The organism is Armatimonadota bacterium, from assembly GCA_035527535.1.
In the GTDB taxonomy this organism is placed as follows: Bacteria; Armatimonadota; Hebobacteria.
The window spans coordinates 1-20658 of record DATLAK010000156.1; the positions used below are offsets into that span (position 1 = coordinate 1).

16 protein-coding genes and 1 pseudogene are annotated in these 20658 nt (G+C 66.8%); 10 read left to right on the plus strand and 7 right to left on the minus strand.

Going from position 1 to position 20658, the window contains the following annotated elements:
• Positions 1-289 (plus strand): hypothetical protein (locus VM221_11055; GenBank protein HUT75354.1); only part of this gene is annotated, 289 nt, incomplete at its 5' end.
• A gap of 306 nt (positions 290-595) precedes the next feature.
• Here the strand turns inward: VM221_11055 and VM221_11060 are convergent.
• The 4 genes from VM221_11060 to VM221_11075 form a co-directional block, all read right to left on the minus strand.
• Positions 596-1366, minus strand: a complete 771-nt coding sequence (locus VM221_11060) for a hypothetical protein (GenBank protein ID HUT75355.1) — start codon at positions 1364-1366, stop codon at positions 596-598.
• A 431-nt stretch (positions 1367-1797) separates the two neighbouring features.
• Positions 1798-3576 (minus strand): hypothetical protein, encoded by a 1779-nt coding sequence (locus VM221_11065; GenBank protein ID HUT75356.1) that lies wholly within the window; start codon positions 3574-3576, stop codon positions 1798-1800.
• Positions 3577-3629: 53 nt separating this feature from the next.
• Entirely contained in the window at positions 3630-4433 is an 804-nt protein-coding gene (locus VM221_11070; protein ID HUT75357.1) for a PEP-CTERM sorting domain-containing protein, read from the minus strand.
• Positions 4434-4435: 2 nt separating this feature from the next.
• On the minus strand, positions 4436-5269 hold the full coding sequence (locus tag VM221_11075; GenBank protein HUT75358.1) for a hypothetical protein: 834 nt from the start codon (positions 5267-5269) through the stop codon (positions 4436-4438).
• A 487-nt stretch (positions 5270-5756) separates the two neighbouring features.
• On the opposite strand from VM221_11075, the gene VM221_11080 reads away from it, so the two are divergent.
• From VM221_11080 to VM221_11105, 6 genes are all read left to right on the plus strand, one after another.
• A complete protein-coding gene (locus tag VM221_11080; protein ID HUT75359.1) occupies positions 5757-7085 on the plus strand; it encodes an alpha-glucosidase/alpha-galactosidase in 1329 nt (442 codons plus the stop codon).
• A gap of 72 nt (positions 7086-7157) precedes the next feature.
• A complete protein-coding gene (locus tag VM221_11085; GenBank protein HUT75360.1) occupies positions 7158-8366 on the plus strand; it encodes a hypothetical protein in 1209 nt (402 codons plus the stop codon).
• A gap of 45 nt (positions 8367-8411) precedes the next feature.
• A complete protein-coding gene (locus VM221_11090; protein ID HUT75361.1) occupies positions 8412-9518 on the plus strand; it encodes a hypothetical protein in 1107 nt (368 codons plus the stop codon).
• A 33-nt stretch (positions 9519-9551) separates the two neighbouring features.
• Positions 9552-10502, plus strand: coding sequence for a sialate O-acetylesterase (locus VM221_11095; GenBank protein ID HUT75362.1), 951 nt, complete (start codon positions 9552-9554; stop codon positions 10500-10502).
• A 191-nt stretch (positions 10503-10693) separates the two neighbouring features.
• Positions 10694-11989: a DegT/DnrJ/EryC1/StrS family aminotransferase gene (locus VM221_11100; GenBank protein HUT75363.1), complete on the plus strand. Its 1296-nt coding sequence runs from the start codon at positions 10694-10696 to the stop codon at positions 11987-11989.
• Complete coding sequence (locus tag VM221_11105) at positions 11986-13284, plus strand: hypothetical protein (protein ID HUT75364.1); 1299 nt, start codon at positions 11986-11988, stop codon at positions 13282-13284. Before VM221_11100 ends, VM221_11105 begins: the two co-directional genes overlap by 4 nt.
• 129 nt (positions 13285-13413) lie before the next feature.
• Here the strand turns inward: VM221_11105 and VM221_11110 are convergent, their stop codons facing one another.
• Positions 13414-15114, minus strand: a complete 1701-nt coding sequence (locus VM221_11110) for a CocE/NonD family hydrolase (GenBank protein ID HUT75365.1) — start codon at positions 15112-15114, stop codon at positions 13414-13416.
• 319 nt (positions 15115-15433) lie between these two features.
• Here VM221_11110 and VM221_11115 point away from each other — a divergent pair, with 319 nt between their 5' ends.
• Positions 15434-16522 (plus strand): uroporphyrinogen decarboxylase family protein, encoded by a 1089-nt coding sequence (locus VM221_11115; GenBank protein ID HUT75366.1) that lies wholly within the window; start codon positions 15434-15436, stop codon positions 16520-16522.
• Between the two features lie 46 nt (positions 16523-16568).
• On the opposite strand, the gene VM221_11120 is transcribed toward VM221_11115, so the two are convergent.
• A complete protein-coding gene (locus VM221_11120) occupies positions 16569-17228 on the minus strand; it encodes a GNAT family N-acetyltransferase (GenBank protein HUT75367.1) in 660 nt (219 codons plus the stop codon).
• Between the two features lie 131 nt (positions 17229-17359).
• On the opposite strand from VM221_11120, the pseudogene VM221_11125 reads away from it, so the two are divergent.
• Together VM221_11125 and VM221_11130 are read left to right on the plus strand one after the other, a co-directional pair.
• Positions 17360-18268 (plus strand): annotated as a pseudogene (locus VM221_11125) (3-keto-5-aminohexanoate cleavage protein).
• A gap of 267 nt (positions 18269-18535) precedes the next feature.
• A complete protein-coding gene (locus VM221_11130) occupies positions 18536-19498 on the plus strand; it encodes a glycosidase (GenBank protein ID HUT75368.1) in 963 nt (320 codons plus the stop codon).
• Positions 19499-19544: 46 nt separating this feature from the next.
• On the opposite strand, the gene VM221_11135 is transcribed toward VM221_11130, so the two are convergent.
• Entirely contained in the window at positions 19545-20294 is a 750-nt protein-coding gene (locus VM221_11135) for a YebC/PmpR family DNA-binding transcriptional regulator (protein HUT75369.1), read from the minus strand.
• Positions 20295-20658: the final 364 nt, after the last annotated feature.

The following is a 20658-nucleotide window of genomic DNA, read 5'->3' on the forward strand; positions in this document are numbered from 1 at the left end:
CGGCTCCATTGCCGTCACCGAGCGCGTCATCTGGACGCTCAAGCACGAATGGCTGAACCGCGTTGCCCTCATTCGCGGTATGGATCACCTGAGCGGATTGCTGAATGACTTTCCGGTCTACTACAACGGCTACCGCGGACACATGACCCTCGACGGGGCGCCGCCAGCGCTGATCCACCGTGGCGAGCAATGGAGGAAGCCGCCCAAGACCGCGAAGACGCTGCCGCTCAACATCGAGCGACGCGTCTTCGCTGAGTCGCGCGTTACTGCTTACCGGCTTTCTGCTTAGCCCACGCGTCTGGTTGTTTTGCTCGTCGGTTGACGCCCAAACGCGCCTTGGCGATACCCTTCACCCCCGTCGGCGGCTGCGGCGGGCTTCGATGACTCGCCTCAACCGGTATCCCGCCGCTCAGCAGCTACGGGTGTCACGTCCCGTCACCCAGGCGAGGGCCTCAGTCCAGGGCCTTTCTCGCCTGCCATAGGTGTTCCAAAGCTACGTGACAAGCGCAAGGAGTCCCAAAGCAATTTGACATGCGCATCGGTCTCCGGGAACAACGCGCTCGGATAGATCTTGCGCACCTTGAGCCAGCCACTGTCAGTGCGTCCCTGCACCACCCCATCCTCTACCCGCTGCCTTCCCCAGCAATCGCCGGGTGCCACTATGGAGGTCAACCACCCAGATGCCAGCGTCCGGCCAAGTCGCTACAAGCGCCTGCCAGCTCTTACCCGTTACGTCCACGTCAGTGAACATCGGCCAGGGGCCACCGGGCACCGTACGAAGAATGAAGTGGTCCAGGGACAGCGTGAAGAGGCTGCTTTCTGTAGCGACTAGAAGAACCTCTCCGTCGTCGGCGCGTGACGTCCGCAGGATGTTCGCCCGGTAGACCGCTAACTCGGGTTGCAGTGGCAGGGCGGCGGTGTGCTTGATCGCGCCGGTGGCCAAGTCCACGTCGCACAGGCGGCATTTAGTGGGTAACCAGGGGTATTCCTGGTAGCACAGGACAGCCGACCGACCATCGCGGGTAATCGCGCCGTAGCGCAGGATCCTGCCCCGGGGCAATGCAAGTCGCAACACTCGCGCGCGCCGGTCGCGGGGCGGATACAATGCTACACTGGGAGTCCCTCTCCACTCATGACGAGCGGAAAGGACACGAGACTCGCACGCCACGAAGACGGCGACATGCCGTTCGCGGTCCGCTCCCAAAGCGACATAGTCCATTCCCTCCGGCATCAGGAACTCCGCCCGGCGCGTCGGCATGCGCACGGCATACCACGGCCCGTGCTCTTGCTGGATTATGAACTCATCCAACCCAGGGGAGTAGAGCGCACGGGCCACCTTGAGGGCGGGTCCGTTGGGAGCTGTCATAGGAACGGGCGTTTCCTCGCCGCTTGCCAGGTGATGCCGTACTACCTGACCCGACATGCGAAGGTACAGGCTCTGCTCGTCAGCGCTCCAGCCGATCAGATCTAGCGGCACGGCCTTCCGAAAAGACGCGATTACCTCGGCGTCACCCAAGCGCACAACATAAGCGGATCGCGCTTGGTACTCCCTAGCCAGTATGAGGTTGAAGGCCACAAAACGCCCAGTTGGCGACACGCGAAGTCCGCTGACGATCGCCGGGCACGGCGCGGTGTCCTTCTCCCGCGCCGTCACGTAGCTGGACGAAGCAGAGGCGGACCGGGTTACTTGCGCCGCATGCCTGCCGGCGTAGCAACCGGTCATCGCGAGAACAAGACTGACTAAACCGGCCCATATAACACCTCTGACATTCAAAGTGCCCATAGTGCCTCCGTCACCTAATCCGCAAGATGTGCCTCCTCATAGTGGGGCAAGTGTTCGCACTTCGCGATCTCCTCACACCGGAACTGGTCGGCGCGATAGAAGCCAGAACAGCAGTCACCGCATTGCTCCTGAGTTGTTGCGCCGCCGCACCGGCCGCAGTCCTCCCACTTGTGCGGGTTGAGGCAGCCTCCCGGTACCGGCACTCGAGGCACCTCAGGGGCGCGAATGGCCGGACCTGTATAGGGGACCGGACCTATCCCCGGCCCCGACGGGGGTGGACAGTCCTTGAAGTAGTCAATGATTAGATCATAGAATTCCAGGGACCAGGAAAGGCTGGGGTAGTACGGAAGACACTGCTGCTTCAAGTCATAGATCCGGTCGTTCGCCTTGCGGCATCCCCCTTGGTCCAGACCTGCGCGTGCAGCCCGTAGAAGCCCCCAGCAGTGTGCAATGGTGCCGCCGACAGGCCGCGCCGTCGGCGTCGGTGGCTTGGAGTAGGGGTCCCCCTTCTTCCGTTTCCTGAACGCATTGGAATCAACCCAATTGACCGGGTCGTTGTCGCAGTAGTTATACGGGTGCTCGTCGGGCCAACGCAGCGAAACACTCGACAGGAATCCTTGGCCGCTGCGGCTCGTAATGCGCGCCCTGACCCAGTAGTCGTCGGGGTCGGGCTGGCGATAGTAACCGAGCTGTCCGACCCAGGTGAAGCGGTTGGGGCTGGAGCCGGACAGCACCGTGTGCTGCCCGAAGGCGCGGTAGAGGTATTCGATCAGGCTCGCCTGGTCGGCACCGGTGAGCTTGTTCGTGCTACCCAGCCCGTCAAAGTGATGGAACGCCGTCGCCCCCGATCTCCGCTGCGAAATCAACTCCCCGTACTCTTCCGGGGCGAGTGTGTAGACCGCGACGGTGGCATTGTTGCTGTCCGTCTCGGCCAGGATGTTCTCCAGGTCCCACATCAACTTCCGCAGCCCGTCGCTGTCCTCTATCGTCCGCCGCTTGCCGTCGCCGTCCAGGGTCACGGTGTTCACGACGCTCGCCGGAAGCTCGATCTTGGTCAGGTGGTTCTCGATATCCCAGGTATATGTAACCCGATCCGCGTTCGGTCGAATCTCCCCGGTTGTATTGCCGTTGCTATCGTAAGTGAATGTCGTAACGCCCGACGCATCTTCGGAGGTAGTCAGTTCATTCGCGGCGTCGTAGGCATACGTAGTGGTTGCGCCGGAGGAGACTTGGGTCAGCCGATTGCCGACGCCGTCATAGCTGAACGTGGTGTCGTAGGCGTTGTCGCCGCTTCGCTGCTCGCGGGTGAGCTGGTAAGTCTCGTCGTAAGACCAGGTGACCAGATCGCCATTGGCCTCCTGAACGCCGGTGCGATTGCCGATGCTGTCGTAGGAATACGTGAAAACGGAGATGACGGAGCGGTCGGACTTCAGATTGCGCACGGCGGTCAGGCGGCCGCCGGTGTCGTAATCGTGCTCGGCCACGGAGGCGTTGCCGTGGGTCATGGTGGTCACCCGCCCGATTGCATCATACACCCAAGTCGTGCGTTCGGCGAACGGATTCACCAGCCATGATATCAGATTCCGGCTGTCAAAGGAATAGCTTGTCAACCCCGCATCCGGGTCGGTCATCGTCTGGCGATTGCCGATCTCGTCGAAGGTATAGGTGATGGTCTTGGCGCCGGGATAGGTCACCACCTCCAGCGCGTTGGCGGGGTTATAGGAGAAGGTGGTAACCCCGGTGCCGTTGGGCCCCGCGGTGGGCGGTAGCGCCGCCGGCCGGGGCGCCGGCAATCGCTAGTGGCTAGCTAGGTCGCGCCGCGGCCCGCCACCCCGGCCCCGCGGGCTTAGGGGCGCGCGGCCCGCCGAGCGACGCTCGCCGCGGCGAGCCTAAGTTCGCTGCGGCGGCGGCAGAGGGCCAGGCCCCCGAGCATGGCAAGACCGGCGGCCAGCAGCATCAGGTCACTTGGTTCCGGGACGACCGGTGGGGTGCCGCCCCCCTCCACGCCCAGCAGGCCCACCAGCGGCAACAGCGCCAGCCCACCGGAGGCTGCCATCACCGCGGTCGGCACCGCGATGGTGGGAGCTGCCGGCAGGTCCGCCACGCCCGGGCGCTCATCGGGAGTGGTGAACGGGGAGGCGGTGGGGATCTCGATCACCGGAGCAACTGGCAGCGCCACCACCAGCACGAACTCCTGCGGGGAGTGCATCCGGGTCTGCGGCGGACGGGCCGCGACCTGCGCCTGGCCGGGAAGCTCGGTGACCAGCGGATTGCCGCACGCGTACTTGAGCAGCGGCGTGCCGTCGGCAAGCCCGAAGACCTTCGCGCCCTTGTGGAAGTAGTCGCGGGCGCGATAGATGCGCCCGATGCTGTTCACGCCGTAGACCGGCCGCCATCCCGATTCGGAGAAGGTGATGACGCGCAGGTGCTTGCGCAGGTAGGACGCCAGCCCGGCCTGGGAAACGTGGAAGTGCTTGGCGAGCCGCTGCCGGATTACGGAATCCCCCTCGACCTGCTTCACCAGATCCTCGACCGTGTATGCCCGCCAGGTGAGGAATGAATCCGGCCCCGTGCGGTGTCGGCCGGCGGCACCCGCCGGGACTGATAGCAGGATCAGAGTCACGGCCAACAGCCAGCCTCGCACGAGCATCTTCACTTCGTCGCCTCCGGGGCTACGATGCCCACCGTCACCCAAGCCGGCGGGCCGAACCGCCCCGCGCCGTCGCCGACGCGCATGGTCAGAATCACCTCGCCCGGCTCCTGCCCCGGGCCTTGATCCTCCAGGGGCGTGAGCAGGACGCTCGTTTGCACCGGGAGCAGCGGTGAAGTGTAGGTGACCCGCCCCTCCCGGCTGAGGCTGTAGAAGAACTCCTTGGCCGCAGGGCCCGCCGTGACATGAAACAGCGTAGGCCCGGCGACCTTCGCGGTAGAGGTGGTGAGAAGCTGCTTGTCCACCTTCGGGTCCAGGGCGCGGATGGCGCAAGCCAACTTCTCCTCGTCGCTGACCGGCGGACCGGCGGCCGCCTGCCCGCTCTGCAGCAGGGGATCGCTCGGGGGCACCACCAGGAAGGCAATGGCGGTGCTTCCCTCGCCCGCGTTGGGCGGCTTGATGCCGGCCCATACCTCCACCGAGTGGTAGCCCGGGGTCAGCTTCGCGGTTTCCACCTCCGCGCGCCAGGGCGCCTCCGAGGTCGCCGCCAGGGGTTCGTTGTCCAGCCGGACGGTCACCTGACCCAGCTCAGCGCCGCCGGTGGCGATCATGGGGCTGACGGTCAGCTTGTCTCCCTGGACTACGGGCATGTCCTGCTGCCAGTAGGTCGGGGGGGCGCCGGGGAGCTGGAAGGTGCGCAGATCCCCCTGCGGGGTGCGCACTTCGAGCAGAACCTTGATGCCCGGCACATAGCTGCTCTGCTCCGCCCGTGCCGGGTGCGACGTGACGCACACGACGGCGGCCGCGGTCACCGCGAGAACGGCCCATCTGGTCATCGGCGTGCCTACCTCTCCGGGCATTTGAGTCGCAAGATTCGTGCCACAGGCGCTGTTCGCGGCGCTAAATCAGAGGGTATTTCAAGGCTGCCCCCGGCAGCGGGGTGCCGAGGCCCGGCTCGCCCGGCGACCGGAGTCACGAAGACCCCGCCCGGGATGACCCGAAACGCCGGATTGCGCCTCCGTGCGGGGGCGCAGTCTGCACCAGGCCCCCTCGAGCACTTTGTACTTCGTACTTCTGCTTGCGGCGAAGCATTTCCTGCCGGTGCACTACGCCAGGGGGCAGCGCGGAGCACGCGAATTCGGGGCGGCTGCAGGTCGCAGCGCCGAGGGCGTGGTAGTATGCTGTGCGCAGGGAACCAAGTTTCGCGTTCCCCGCGCGGCTCCGCTCGCCGCGCGGCCGAGTCGCATGCGCGCGGGGCGAGCCGATGCGCACCTGGAGGGGGTTACATTCCAGAAGTCGCTGCCGCCGCAAGGAGAGTGGCAAGTGATCAAGATCGCGTTCGTGGGAGCGGGCAGCCTGGGCTTCACCCGCACCTTGGCAATCGACATGCTGTCGTGGGAGGACATGCAGGACGCCACGCTGTCGCTGATCGACACGGACGAACAGCGCCTGGACTACGCCAAACGCGCGGTCGCCCGGATCGTCGAGGTCGGCGGCTACCCGGCGAAGGTCGAGGCAACGCTGGATCGCGCCGAAGGAATCAAAGACGCGGATATCGTCATCACCACCATCCTGGCGCACGGGGTTGACGGTTTCAGGCCCGAGATCGAGATTCCCATGAAGTACGGGGCGGACTTCAACGTCGGCGACAGCATGGGCACGCCGGCGGTGTTTCGCGCGCTGCGCACCATCCCCATGATGCTCGACATCTGCCGCGACCTCGAGCGCCACGCGCCCAACGCCTACCTGCTCAACTACACCAACCCCATGTCCATGCTGTGCCGGGCCATGCAGCAGGCGACGTCGGTGCGGCTGGTGGGACTGTGCCACAGCGTGCAGGGGCTGGGGGCGATGCTGGGGTCGTGGATCCAAGCGCCGGCGCAGGAGATCACGTGCGTGTGCGCGGGCATCAACCACCAGGCGTGGGCGCTGCGCTTCGAGTGGAACGGCAAGGATGCTTATCCACTGCTGCGGGAGGCGGTCGAGCGGCCCGAGATCTATCGCAAGGACCTCGTGCGCAACGAGATGTTCAAGGCCCTTGGCTACTACGTGACCGAGTCGAGCGGGCATAATTCGGAGTACAACTGGTGGTTCCGCAAGCGGCCGGACCTGATCGAGCAGTATTGCACCCACGGCGAGAACTGGAACCCGGGCGCGCACGGCTTCATCCTCGCCGAGTACGACGACCGCGAGCGGGGGGAGAAATGGCAGCGGCAGATGCGCGACTACGCCGAGGGGCGCGTGCCGATCAAGCTCGGCCGCTCCCACGAGTACGCCTCCAGCATCGTGCGCGGGCTGCTGTTCGACGAGCTGTTCGAGTTCAACGCCACCGTGCCCAACACCGGGCTCATCACTAACCTGCCGCCGGGATCCGCGATCGAAGTGCCGGTGGTCGCGAATAGGGCGGGCTTGATGGGTGTGCACATTGGGGCGCTGCCCCCGCAGTGCGCCGCCCTCAACCAGGTCAACACCGCCGCCATCGAGCTCACGGTCGAATCCGCGCTGACCGGCGATCCGAGGGCGGCCTATCACGCCTGCTGCTACGATCCGGTGGCGGCGGCGGTGCTGTCGCTGGCGGAGATCAAGCAGATGGTGGACGAGTTGTTCCGCACGCAGGCGCCGCTGCTGCCGCAGTTCAAGCACCTGACGTAGCAGGCTGACGTCGGCGCGTGGTCACCGCGGAGCCCGCCCCCGTGCGGAATCAACGTCAGCCGGAGGGAAGTCATGACGCTGCTACACCTGTTAGCGTTCGCTAGTCTGTTCCTGGCTCTAGTCTGCGCCGTTGCCACAGCGACGCCGTGGCAGCAGGATCGCATGATCATCACCTGCTGGCTGTCGCCGCCCAATACCGACCAGGCGCTGGCAGCGATCAAGTCTGAACACTACAACCTGGTATGGGCCAAGGCCGACGAGTTGGACGTCGTGGCCCGCCACGGCCTGCGCGCGATGCTGCAAGACCCCCTGCTAGCCCCCGCATCGCTCGACGACCCAGGCCGTAACACCCAACTCGATGCCCTCGTCGCGCGTGTGAAAGACCATCCCGCGCTGGATGCCTACTACCTCACCGACGAGCCCAGCGCCAAGGACTTTCCGGCCCTGGGGCGGCTGGTCGCCTACTTGCGCGAGCGCGACCCCGCCCATTTCGCCTACATCAACCTCTTTCCCACCTATGCCACCAACGAGCAATTGGGCGTTACCGGCGACACCGCGACCGCCTACCGCGAGCACCTGCGCCAGTTCATGGAGATCGTCGAGCCCGGGTTGATAAGCTACGACCATTATCACTTCTTCAAGCACCACGACACCGATCAGTACTTCTTCAACCTGGGGCTGATTCGCGAGACGGCGTTGCGCGCCGGCGTGCCCTTCATGAACATCATCCAGGCCTGCACCATCATCCCGGACTGGCGCTTGCCGAACGCGGCCGAGCTGCGCTGGCTGGTCTATACCACCTTGGCCTACGGCGGGCGGGGGATAAGCTACTTCCTCTACTGGGGGCCGGCGGCGTATGGCGGGCTGTATCAGGACGGGAAACGCATGCCGCTGGCCCTTGACGCCGCTCGATTGAACGCTGAGATCGAAGCACTCAGCCGCGCGCTCATGGCACTGCATTCGCTGGGCGTGTATCACACCGCGCCGCTTCCGACCGGAGCCGAGGCCGTTCCAGCCGACGCATCCGTCGGGGTCGTGAGCGCGGGCGAGTTCGTCCTCGGGCTCTTTGGCGAGGGGAGCGAGGCCACCGCCCTCATGGTTGTCAACCGCGACTATCGCCGCGCGGCCACGGCCCGGCTTCGCCTGCCCCGCGGCGCGCGCGTGCAGGAGTTCGACCGCGCTCGCCGCGAATGGAGGGGCTATGCCACGCCGGGCGACGGCGCAACAATCGCCGTCTCGCTGGAGGCGGGCGACGGGAGGCTATTCCGCCTGGCGAGGTAGGACCTGGGGTATCCACTGCCCACCTTCGAGAACGGAGCATGTGGCTTGACACGTAAGGAGCTTAACCTGGCAGTTTTTCAGGGCACCGCTGACGCCGTGCTCTGGCAGCCGCGGCTGGAGACCTGGATCCACCACCACCAGGCAGAAGGAACGATGCCGGCGCGCTTCCGCGGCCTCGACCTGTTGGAAATCTACGACGCTCTGGGGTGCTCGGTGCGCTACGCCGCGTCGGCGGGGCTAGAGCGCTACGAGGAGCCCGCGGACGTGGTGCGCGCCGAGGAGCAGCAAGGCGACCTCTTCATCCAAACCGTGACCACGCCCTCCGGCAGCCTGCGCACCGTCTATCGCGACATCTGGAGCGACGGCAAGCTGCACAATCGGCGCATCATCGAATGGCCGGTCAAGGAGCCGCGCGACCTGCGGGTGTTGACCGAGGTGGTGGAGCGCGCGCAGTTTCGGGCGGACCTCGCCGCCTTCGAGGAGACGGCGGCCAGGGTCGGGCGGCGCGCAGAGCCGACGGTCTTCCTCGAGAGCTCCGGCTTCACCGATCTCATCAAGTTTCACGCGGGCCTCGAGGCAACGTTCTACCTCCTACACGACGATCGAGCGACGGTCGAGGCCCACCTGGAGGCGTGCGACCGTCGCGACCGGCGGATGGTTGACGCGGCGCTGACGCTCCCGTGCCGCCTCTTCAATCTGGGTGACCACGCCACCAACGAGTTCACCCCGCCGCCGATCCTGGAGCGCTACCTGCTGCCGCGCTGGCAGTGGATTAGCGATACCCTCGGCGCCGCGGGGCGCTATGTCCACAGCCACTGGGACGGCCATGCGCGCCTGATCCTGCCTTACCTCAAGCCGGCACGGCTGCATGCGGTCGAGGCGCTGACGCCCAAGCCAATGGGCGACATCACGCTGGAGGAGATCAAGGACGCGGTCGGCGATCAGCTCGTCTGCCTCGACCTGCTGCCGGCGATCCACTTCTTGCCCTCGTACCCGGTCTCGGAGGTGCTCGATTTCGCCCGCCGGGTGATAGACATATTCGCGCCGCGGCTGATCCTGGGGGTATCCGACGAGATCTCCCAGGTCGGGCAGATCGAGAAGATCGAAGCGGTGAGCGAGTTGGTCAGTGAGGTTTGTGGGCTGGCGGAGTAGCGCCGCCAGACCGGCGCGACTGCGAGAATGGGGATGAAAGCCTTGGACGACGACGTGCGAGTGGTGCGGCCAAACAGGTACGAAGTATTGCAGCGCGACGCAGGCAGAGCGTCGGTGCCGGTTCAGATGACCGGGCTTGCGGAGCTGTCAGGGAGGGTGCCCGTCTTCGTCCTCAACGCCTGCGGGCGCGTCGTGGCGCGGCGCGAGTTCGAGGTGCGCGGTGGTGCGCTCTCCGGCGCGGTGGAGGTGCCCGAGGGCGGCTGGTACACCCTGGCGATGTCCGCCGGTCGGCGGCGCCGGCGCCTGATGCCGTTCGGCGTGGGCGATGTCTTTGTGGTCGCGGGCCAGTCGAACGCCGCCGGACACGGCGACGGCTTCATCGCCGATCGCAGCGGCATGGTCTCGGTGTGCACAGACGCCGCGGAGTGGGCACTGGCCGATAGTCCAGAGCGCTTGCCCGCGGGTATGGGCGTCGGCAGCCCGTGGCCGGTGCTGGGGGAACTGCTGGCTCGCTGCGAGGGGGTGCCGATCGGCTTCATCAACGTTGCCGTCGGCGGCACGTCAACCGAGCAGTGGCTGCCGACCGGCGACCTCTATCCTCCTCTCAAACGGGCCCTCAGCGGCCGGCGGGTGCGCGCAGTGCTATGGCATCAAGGCGAATCGGATGCGATCGGGAGCTTCTCGACCGAGCGCACGTACCAGAACATGGCGACCATGATCGAGCAGTCGCGCGCTGACGCCGGTTGGCATGTGCCGTGGTACGTCGCCCTCGCCAGCCACATTCCGGACCTTCCGCAGGAGCAGATGCAGCAGGTGCGCGCAGCGCAGCAGGGGCTATTCCGCATGGGCCTGGCCCTGCCCGGGCCCGACACCGACACCTATGTGCCCGAGTCCATGCGCTACGACCGGGTGCACTTGGCGCAGGTCGGGCTGGTGGTGCACGCGATCCTGTGGTTTCGGGCGCTGGTGTTTCCCGGGCACTAGCAGCCAAGTGGCTAGGCCGAAGGCGGCCACGGCGGTCGCGGAGCGACCTAGCCGCTGCGGCTTCTCGTGGGCCTGATTAGGGCGCTCTGGACTCGCGGTGATATGACTGTGGGATGCGTTCGCATGATATAGCATCGTTCAAGTATCCTGTGGGTTCAGCGGGTGCAGAGCAGTGATCGGAGGTGGTGATTGTGGGCACACGACTTGCGGTGCACGGGGGTGAGCCGACAGTATCCGAGGGGAGCGTTCGCCCCTGGCCGCATGTGACCGACGCCGATCGTGAGGCCGTCGCCGAGGTCATGCGCGACGGTGACATGGGGCGCCAGCGCGAGATCCAGTTCGCGGCGCTGGCTCAGGAGTGGGCGCAGTACATGGGGGTAGCCTATGCCATCCCCTGCAACAGCGGCACGGCGGCGCTGCACATGGGCGTTGCCGGCGTGGGCATCGAGCCCGGCGACGAGGTCATCTGTCCGGCGTTCACCTACTGGGCGACGGCGGCGGCCGTGCTCCACCACAACGCGATCCCGGTCTTCGTTGATGTCGAGCCCGGCACGTGGACCATGGATGCCACGCAGATCGAAAGGCGTATCACCGACCGCACGCGCGCCATCATACCGGTCCACATCCACGGAATGCCAGCCGACATGGATGCCATCACGGAAATCGCCGATAGGCATCGCCTCGCGGTGATTGAGGATGTGGCCCAAGCCCACGGCGCGCGCTACAAAGGCCGGCTGTGCGGCGCCCTCGGCGATGCCGCCGGCTTCAGTCTCCAGGCCAGCAAGCTGCTCACCACCGGCAGTCACGGCGGCATCTTCACCACCGACGACGAGCTGATTCACAAGCGCGCCGCCCTGCTGGAATACCTGGGGGAACTGGTCGTTCCCGGCCGTGAGGGCCGCGAGCAGGAGTATAACGCCTATGGCCTGGGATGGATGTACCGCGGCGACACTTTCGGCCAGGCCTTCGCTCGGAGCCAGCTGCGGCGCCTTGACGCCAACAACGCTCGCCGCATTGAGAACTGCGCCCTGCTGACGGACCTGCTGCGCGATGTGCCGGGGGTGGAGACTCCCCAGGTGCCCGAGGACCGCACCTGCGTGTTCTACACCTACGTTCTAAACGTCTCCCCCGAGCCCCTGGGCCTGGAGGTGGAGGCGCCGCTCTTCCGGCGCAAGGTGGAAACCGCGCTGCGCGCGGAAGGCGTGCCTGTCGGCCGCTGGCAGCGCATGGCCGTGCCCGCACAGGAGGTGTTCCAGTCGCGCGTGGGCTACGGAAAGGGCTGCCCCTGGCGCTGCCCCCACGCGAGCGAGATAACATACGACGTCAACGATTACCCGGTCACCAACGCCTTCGTCGCCACTAATCTGTACGTCAACGGCATCTGGCCGCCCAATGGCCCCGATCTCATGCGCGCTTTCGCCGATGCGATCATCAAGGTGATGTCGCGCCCGGATGATGTGCTGGCCGTTGAGGCCGATCCCGAATGAAAGCCGGAGCCTGCGAACTGGACATTACGCTGGCCGTTGGCGGCGAAGTGCCCGGCCAGTGGCTGCGGCGGACCGCAGAGTATGTGCGCGACCCACTGACCGTATCCGCGCTCGCTCTGGAATCCCAGGGGCAGCGCGCGGCCTTCGTATCCTGCGACGTGCTCTCGCTCAAGAACCGCGTCGTCGCCGATCTGCGGCGCCGCCTCTCGCCGGTGCTCGATCCTCGGTATCTGCTGCTGGCGGCGACCCATACGCACGCGGGCCCGCCGGTGTGCGACGTCCTGGGGAGCACGGCGGACGCGGCGTGCATCGAGTCCCTCGCGCATGCGGTCGAGGACGCGGTCCGTACTGCCTTCAGTCGTTTGCGAGATGCGCGCCTCGGCTGGGCGGCCGCCCCGGCGCCAGGCTTCGCCTTCCCTCGGCGTTGGCGCATGGCGGACGGGTCGGTGCTGATGCATCCGCCCAAGGACGCGCCGGACCTAGTCGAGCCGGAGAGCCAGCCGGACGACACGCTTACCGTGCTGCGCGTCGAGCGCGCCGACGGGTCAGCGCTCGCGCTGTGCGTGAACTTCGCCTGTCATGCGGTCTTCGTCGGCGGCGCACAGTTCTACTGCGCGGACTATCCCGGCGTGGTGCGCAGGACGGCCAAGAGCGCGACGGGCGCTGAGGCGACGCTTTTCCTCAATGGACCTTGCGGGGATGTGGGCCCGGACGACGTCAGCAACCGGGACCAGACGCGGTACGGCGAGGAGCCGATGGAGCGCGTGGGTGCCCGACTGGCGGAGCGGGCACTGGAACTGGCGGCTCAGGCCGCGCTCATAGATGACCCGCCGCTGGCCGCCGCCTCCGAGGTGATCAGGGCCCAGGTGCGGGTCGTCCCGGAGGAGGACCTGTACGCCGCCGAGGAGTGGGCAGCGGGGCGCAGCCTCAACGAGATCCCGCAGACTCAGCGCGAGATCGTCTTCCGCGAGCTACTGCTGGTCGAGGCCGAGCGCAGGGGACACCCGAGCTATGACCTCGAGATCGCGGGCCTGCGCGTCGGGGATGGAGCGCTCCTCGCTCTGCCCGGGGAGATCTTCTCCGCCATCGGCGCCGAAATCCGCGCCGGCTCGCCCTTCGCTCACACCGCGCTCGTCGAGCTCGCCAACGGGTGCTACGGCTACGTGCCCACCGCCGAGGCCTTCGCGGGTGGCGGCTACGAAACCTGGCTCTGCCGCTCCAGCCGCCTCGCGCCCACCACCGACGCGCAGATGATTTCGGCGGGGCGGCGGGTGCTCGCGCACCTTGCATCCTGACGGTGCGTGTTTGCGGAGGGACTGCCCCCATTTTCCTTTGAGAAAATGAGGGACTGTCCCCAGGACAGGGACAGGTACCATAATCCGGGAATTATGGAGCCAGTCCCCTCCCGGCCGGTCACCAGGCGGTCACTGCGTGCTCAGGACCAGGCGGGAGCAGTCCTGCCGCGAGTGAAACACCGTCTGCTGCGCCGGGACCAGCTCCGCGTCCGCCAGGTCGTTGCGCCCTACGTTATGGTTGCGGTCGTAGTTCGGGAAGTCGCTGCTGGTGATCTCCAAACGAATGCGATGTCCCGCGAGGAAGCGGCACGCGGTCGGGCCGAGGCGGATCCTGAATTCCGTGACCTCGCCGGGAGTGAGGAAATCGGTACGCTGCAGAGAGTGGCGATGCCGTGCGCACACGATGCCGCTGCACACCTGAAGGGCGGGGCCATCGGGACGCTCGTCCACGAGGGCGGCGAAGAAGTCGGTGTCGGGCGCGGAGGACGATGCATGAAGGATGACCTCAGGGTACCCGACGACCTCGACCGGTTCCGTCAGCGGCGGTGTGCGGTAGTAGAGGATGTCGCGCCGATACTCGAGGGCGCGCCGGTCCGGGGCGCCACTGAACAGCTCTGGCGACCACAGCGTCGGGACCGGGTCGCGCGGATCGTAGAGATAGCGGTCGCTCGCTTCGTCCGCAGGAGGGGTAGGGGTGAGAAGGCCCGAACCTGTAGGGTGCCCGGCGTCGCCGCCGCTGCTGAGGAAATACGTGGCGTCCCGGGTACCCCCCGGCGGCCAGGTGTCGGCGGACTTCCACTGGTCGGCGCCGAGCACGAAGTACTCGACGGCCGGCGCCCGGCCGATGCCGTTGTCCAGGCCCTTCAGCCAGTAATCGAACCACCGGATGGTCAGGTCATCAATGTCCACGGCGGCCGGCGGGCCGAAATCCATGTCCCCCAGCTTGCGCCGGCCCAGCCCGCTGTGGTTCCACGGCCCGATGATCAAGCGACTTCCGCGCCTCGCCGCCTCGGTGCGGGCGTCCTGCTGCATCCCGGCAAGGTGGCCCATCGTGCCATTGCAGTGGTCAAACCAGCCGCTGACGTCCAGATTCGGTACCGCGATGTCGCGGTACGCATCGCCGATTCTCCAGGCTTGGCGGTTGGGATGTCGGAGCCAGTCGTCAACGTACTCAGCGATCCCCTCGGGCAGGTAGCGCGGCAGGTCGAGCCAGGGCAGGAAGTAGATCCAGTGGCCGCGCTCGACTTCATTCCAGATCGCCAATGCTTCGTCCACGGTGTGAGGCCCGGGCAGTCCGTGCCGACGACGCACATCGGGCGCGATGTTGTTAATCCACCAGTGCAGGCGGCGCGCCGGCCGAAACGCGCCCGGCCCATCAAAGGTGGTCAGCTCCTGGGGTATCGAGCGCGCGCACATCGCCACCAGGTGGGGAGGACGCTGCCTCGCCAGCACCCATTGTGTCCACGCCGGGTATGACGTGCCCATGGTGCCCACCTTGCCGTTGCAGTAGGGCTGGCGGGCGAGCCACTCCACGGTGTCATAGCCGTCGCGCCCCTCCACCTCGGCCGCCTCCTCGACGGTGAAAGGGATGAAGTCGCCATCGGAGGCATATCGGCCCCGACAGTCCTGCCAGACGACCACATAGCCGGCCCGCACGTACCGCTCGAAGCCCGAATTGCCCTTGCCGTAGGGCGTTCGAACGAGGAGGGCGGGCGCGGGGCAGCCGTCGGCCGGCCGGAAGACGTTGGCACGCAGCAACACACCATCGCGCATGGCGACGGGCACGTTCTCCTCCACGATAATCCCAAGGCTACTTGTCTGATCAGGCACAATCCCACCTCCGCTTCCATCCCCATGCCGCCAAACCTGGCATCAACCGTGCACCCAAGTGACGACGCGTCGGCATCCCGAGGTCAGGCCCCCACCCAGGACTAACTGTTTTCGGGGCGCATTGGAACAATCCTTGGGCAAGAAAGCGCACGGCGCTTGCAGCCGTGCTGCCCGCTCGGTCGACGGTGGCCGCATCCCGATTCACCAACAGCAGGTCGGCGGTTGGCGCTGAAGCCATTGCCTGGGTTGGACAGCCGTTTCTCCGGTCCTCGCGGGGCGATGGTAGGGATGGCGGCTTCCCGCGCCGAACTTGCAGGCCATGGCAAGCGACGTATACCTGGCCCTGATGGGCCTGGCCCCCCGGCGAATCCCGCATTGGGAGCACCTGTCCAATCCTGACTTCGTGCAGCGGGTCACCGGCATTGACCCGTACGAGAAGCCCCGCACCGCATACCAGCGGCTGAGCGAGGTCTTCAAGATTGATTTCGGTCCCAACATCCCGCCGGATGACACCCCCCGCCCGCGCCTGCCTGAGGACGAGTCTTCGTTCACCAATCAGGCCGGCGAGCGCTGTGTGCGCTGGGGGGAAGGGTATAGCTCGCACTGGTCATGGGGTAAGCAGTTCACCGGCATCGAGCAGGTGCTCGCCTACCGGCCGCTGGAGCATCTCGACCTGCGCGACGGTCACATCGTCGAGGACCGCGACTACTCGCTCGACGACGAGGCGTTCTACCGCCTCTACGCCGGCGACAACCCCGCCTGCGCCCCGCCCGAGGGCGAGGTCGCCATGACCGGGTTCTACAACACCCTGTTCATGTGGCCGCTGCTGACGTTCGGCTGGGAGCTGTGCCTGGAGCTCTTCGGCGGCTACCCCGACGAGACCAAGCGCCTGCTGGCCGATTTCGCCGTCATCAACCGCAAGGTTTTCCGCACTTTCGCGCGGCTGCCGGTCAATTGCGTCGTATGCCACGATGACATTTGCATGGCGCGCGGGCCGATCTGCTCGCCGCGCTGGCTGCGCGAGCACATTTACCCCTACTACGAGGAGTTCTGGTCGCTGCTGCACGACGCCGGCAAGCGAGTCGTTTTCATGTCCGACGGCAACATTGATGCGGTTGCCGACGATGTCGCGGCCTGCGGGGCGGACGGCTTCGTCAGCGAGCCCTTCAGCGACTGGAAGACGCTCGCCCGCAAGTATCCCGACAAGCTCCTGGCGGGAGAGGGCGACAACCGCATCCTCATGACCAACGACCGCGATCAGATCGCGGCGATGGTGCGCTCGATGGTGGAAACCGCGCAGGTCTGCGGCGGCTACGTCATGTGCGTCGGCAACCACATCCCGTGGAACGTGTCGGCCGAGGCGGTCGAGAGCTACTTTCGGCTGAGCGCCGAGCTGGCGCATCGCTAGTGCCTGGCGACGTACACCGACCGTCGGCGCCTGCCGGCGGCGACGGTCATGGCTTGGGGGCAGGCGCTACTGGCTCCACCCACTGGCGCCGGTGGCCGAGCACGCGCCTGACGCGACAGAGGTGCACGGGCCTGAGCCCCAGCCTTTTCATCATGCGCAGCGGAGCCGGGTTGCGCGTGTCGGCGCCGCCGTAGACCCGCACGCACCCGCGCGCCTTCATGTAGGAGCGCGAGAATCGCTGCAGGGCGGTGTAGATGCCGCGCTGGCGGAAGTCCTCGAAGGTGAACGAGCTCCAGTGCAGGCCCTCGCCGGGTTCGAGCTGCAGCCCGCGGCTGGCCGGGGCCCTGGCGTCCGGCTGCGTGCACATCCATGCGTAGCCCGCCGGCACTCCTTCCACCTCGGCCAGGAACATGATCTGGCCCTCGCGCATGCGGCCGCGGAAGCCGCGGATGACAGACAGGGGAAGCCGGGCGGCGAGCCGGTGGAAGTCGCTGGCCTGTGCCGGACGGATGGTCAGCCCGCCGGGAGGAGTGAAATCGGGCCACCGTTCCAGGTCGGCGCAGTGAACAACCAGGTCCGACCGGCTGTAGATGGTTCGCGAGGCGGCGTCGAGGCACAGGCGCGCGACCCGCCTGGCGGCGCGCAGCACACCCAAGTGCCGGACGTACCAGGCAAGATCCTCCCGCGCACGCCTGATCCCGTTCATGTCATGCCTTCTCCCGCCCTACCTGTTGGGCTGCCGCCAGCCGCTGGCACAATCCTTGCCGCCCAGCTCGCATGGTGTCGAGGGTCGCTGCCGCGCACCCGGCCACGTACTTCCTGGGGGGAGGGCCTGACATGAATGAACCGGACGCACTTGACCAGCCCAAACTCATCATCAACGCCGCCATCACCGGCATCGTCCCCACCAAGGACCTGTGCCCGGAGCTGCCGGTCACGCCGGAGGAGATCGCGGCCGATGTGGCTGCCGTGCATCGAGCCGGCGCCGCCATCGTCCACCTCCACGCGCGCGAGCCTGACGGCTCTCCCAGCTATGACACCGGGCTCTATGCGGATATTCTGGCCCGGGTGCGCGCCGCCTGCCCCGAAATCATCACCTGCGTGACTTGCAGCGGGCGCCTGGTGCAAGACGTGGCGGTGCAGGCCGCCGCGCTCGCCGTCCCTGACGACGTGCGCCCGGAGATGGCCAGCCTTACCCTCGGCTCGATGAACTTCCCTCATCATGCCGATGTCAATAGCCCCGATACCATCCTCGAACTCGCGTGACGGATGGCCAACCGCGGTATCAAGCCGGAGCTGGAGATCTTCGAGCCCGGCATGGCGAATCTCGCCCAGCGCCTGCTCGACAAGGGCGTCATCCGGGCCCCCCTCTACGCCAACCTCATTCTCGGCTCCCTGGGCACCATCCCGGCAAACGCCAAGGACCTCGCGTATCTCGTGAGCACGCTGCCCGAGGGCACGGTCTGGGCCGCGGGCGGCATCGGCCGCTACCAGCTCAAGGTCCACGGCCTGGCCGTCGCCATGGGGGGGCACGTCCGCACGGGCCTCGAGGATAACCCCTACTACACCTGGCGCACCCGGCCCCCTGCCTCGAACCACCAGTTGGTCTCTCGCGTGCGTCGGCTCGCACAGTTGATGCAGCGCGACCTGGCGACCCCGGCGCAGGCGCGCGCCATGCTCGATCTGCCCCCCGCCAAAGCGCCGCCTCCGCCCCTCGCGGTTGCCGGCGGCAGGCTGGCCATCTAGCCAAGGGCGCGGCGCCCCACACGGGTCGCGAACCTCATCCCGCGCCCCGACGAGTCGGGGCGCGCCCACTTGGGCGCGACTTCCTACAGAAGTCGCGTTGTCGCCCTCTCGCAGCCTGCAGCACCGCGCGACCCGGGCTTGGCCTTGCGAGTCCCGTGTCTCTCGTGCTGACGGAACATAGCCGCAGGCGCGTTCCCGGCTAGGGCAGGAGCTTGCTGGGCGGGTCTCGAAATATGAGGCTGAGGACACGTCGCGGGGGTGGTGCCAATGGCTCAGAAGATATTCACCCGTCACGGCCGGGGGCCGCTGCTGACCCCGAAGGACTTGCCGATCGAGGTGGACGCCGTCTTCAATCCCGGCGTCGCCGAGGTGGACGGCGAGGTCGTGCTGCTGCTGCGGATCGAGGATCGCACCGGGATCTCGCAGATTCGCGTCGCGCGCAGCGCCAACGGCGTGGACAACTGGAAGATCGCCGACAAGCCCTTGCTGGAGCCGGACCTGCCCGAGTTCCCGTTCGAGGAGTGGGGGTGTGAGGACGCGCGGGTGACGCGCACCGGGCCGCGGGAATGGGTCATCGCCTACACCGCCTATTCGCGTTACGGCCCGGCGGTGGCGCTGGCGACGACGTCTGACTTCGACAGCGTAACGCGCCTGGGGGTGATGCTGCCGCCGACCAACAAGGACGCGGCGGTCTTCCCCCAAGCCTTCGATGGCACGCAGATCCTGCTTCACCGCCCGGTCACCGGGGGGCAGGAGCACATTTGGTATGCGTGCTCGTCAGCGGGCTTTTCGTACTGGAGCCAACCGGGGGTGCTGCTGGCGGACCGCGGAGGGCCGTGGTGGGACGGGCTGCGCATCGGCGTCGGTGCGCCGCCGATACGCACCGCTGAGGGGTGGCTGCTGATTTACCACGGCGTCAAGGACATGGCCGGCCGCCCGGTGTATCGGCTGGGCCTCGCCCTGCTCGAGCGAGACAACCCGCGCCGGGCGATTGCGCGCGCCTCCCAGTGGGTGTTCGCGCCGGAGGCCGATTGGGAGCAGCGCGGGCTCATTCCCAACGTCGTCTACACCTGTGGGGCGCTCGTCCGCGGCGATGAAGTGTGGATGTACTACGGGGCGGCGGACACCGTTATCGGCCTGGCGAGGGCCACGCTTTCCGATCTGCTCGCCTTCGTCCGCGAGCACAACTTCCTCGACCGCGTCGGCCCGGAAAAAGGCACGGGACCGTGAAGGCGCAGGGTGCGGCTGCGGGCGGGGCGTGAGATCCTCGCCGCCGCTACGCGGCGGCCTCCTCCATCACGCTCTCGGGGATGTCGAAGTTGGCATACACGTGCTGGATGTCGTCATGATCCTCGAGCGCATCCATCAGCCTGAGGGTCTGCTCCCCCTCCTTGCCGGTGACGGTGATGGTGCTCTGCGGGACCAGGGTCAGCTCGGCGCTCTCGGGCGCGAGATCGTTGGCGCCGAGGGCTGACTTGACGTTCTCGAAGTCCTCGGGACGGGTGGTTATCTCGTAGGACGCCTGGTCGGCCTTGAGGTCCTGGCCGCCGGCATCGAGCACGATCTCGAGCAGTGCGTCTTCGCCGATCTGGTCGCGGGGAACGATGATGACGCCGCGGGGGTTGAACATCCACGCCACGCAGCCCGCCTCGCCCAGGTTGCCGCCGTGGCGCGAGAGGAGGCTGCGCAGCTCGCTCACCGTGCGGTTGCGGTTGTCGGTCAGGGCCTGCATGATGATGGCCACGCCGCCGGGGCCATAGCCTTCGTACACGACCTCATCGTACTGGACGCCGGGCAGCTCGCCGGTGCCGCGCTGAATGGCGCGGGTGATGTTGTCCTGCGGCATGCTGGCCTCGCGCGCGCGCTGGACGGTGTCGCGCAGGCGCGTGTTGGCGCCGGGATCCCCGCCGCCCTGACGCGCGGCCATGATGATCTCGCGCGCAAGCTTGGTGAAGATCTTGCCCCGCTGTGCGTCAACCCGCGCCTTGCGCAGGCGAATGTTATGCCACTTGGAATGTCCCGACATGTCCGCTCCACCACCCGGGAATCGTGCTCCGACCCGCGCCCATTCTACCATAAAGCGCTCAGCCCGGGGAACGGCCGCGGCTGTGGGGCAGGAGCTCCGTCTTTGGCGAGCCTTCCTCGAAACGCAATGACTTGTCGTAGTTCGCCCGGCAACCCCTCCCCCTTCAAGAACCTGCCCTGAGTGGCTAGGTCGCGCCGCGACCGCCACCCCGGCCCAGTGGGCTTAGCCCGGATTATTCATCTTGAGCTTGGAGGGGATGCACTCTGCATATGCGAAACATGGGTGTGAGTAACACTCCTTAGCATAGAGAGGTCATCCCCCGATGGCTGATTCCCGATGGCGCTTCGAGATTCCTTGTGGCAGC

Coding starts and splice junctions, on each gene's coding strand:
- VM221_11060 (HUT75355.1), bottom strand. CDS start 1,366: ATGACAGCTCCCAACGGACCCGCCCTCAAGGTGGCCCGTGCGCTCTAC.
- VM221_11070 (HUT75357.1), bottom strand. CDS start 4,433: ATGCTCGTGCGAGGCTGGCTGTTGGCCGTGACTCTGATCCTGCTATCA.
- VM221_11075 (HUT75358.1), bottom strand. CDS start 5,269: ATGACCAGATGGGCCGTTCTCGCGGTGACCGCGGCCGCCGTCGTGTGC.
- VM221_11085 (HUT75360.1), top strand. CDS start 7,158: ATGACGCTGCTACACCTGTTAGCGTTCGCTAGTCTGTTCCTGGCTCTA.
- VM221_11095 (HUT75362.1), top strand. CDS start 9,552: ATGAAAGCCTTGGACGACGACGTGCGAGTGGTGCGGCCAAACAGGTAC.
- VM221_11105 (HUT75364.1), top strand. CDS start 11,986: ATGAAAGCCGGAGCCTGCGAACTGGACATTACGCTGGCCGTTGGCGGC.
- VM221_11115 (HUT75366.1), top strand. CDS start 15,434: ATGGCAAGCGACGTATACCTGGCCCTGATGGGCCTGGCCCCCCGGCGA.
- VM221_11120 (HUT75367.1), bottom strand. CDS start 17,228: ATGAACGGGATCAGGCGTGCGCGGGAGGATCTTGCCTGGTACGTCCGG.
- VM221_11130 (HUT75368.1), top strand. CDS start 18,536: ATGGCTCAGAAGATATTCACCCGTCACGGCCGGGGGCCGCTGCTGACC.
- VM221_11135 (HUT75369.1), bottom strand. CDS start 20,294: ATGTCGGGACATTCCAAGTGGCATAACATTCGCCTGCGCAAGGCGCGG.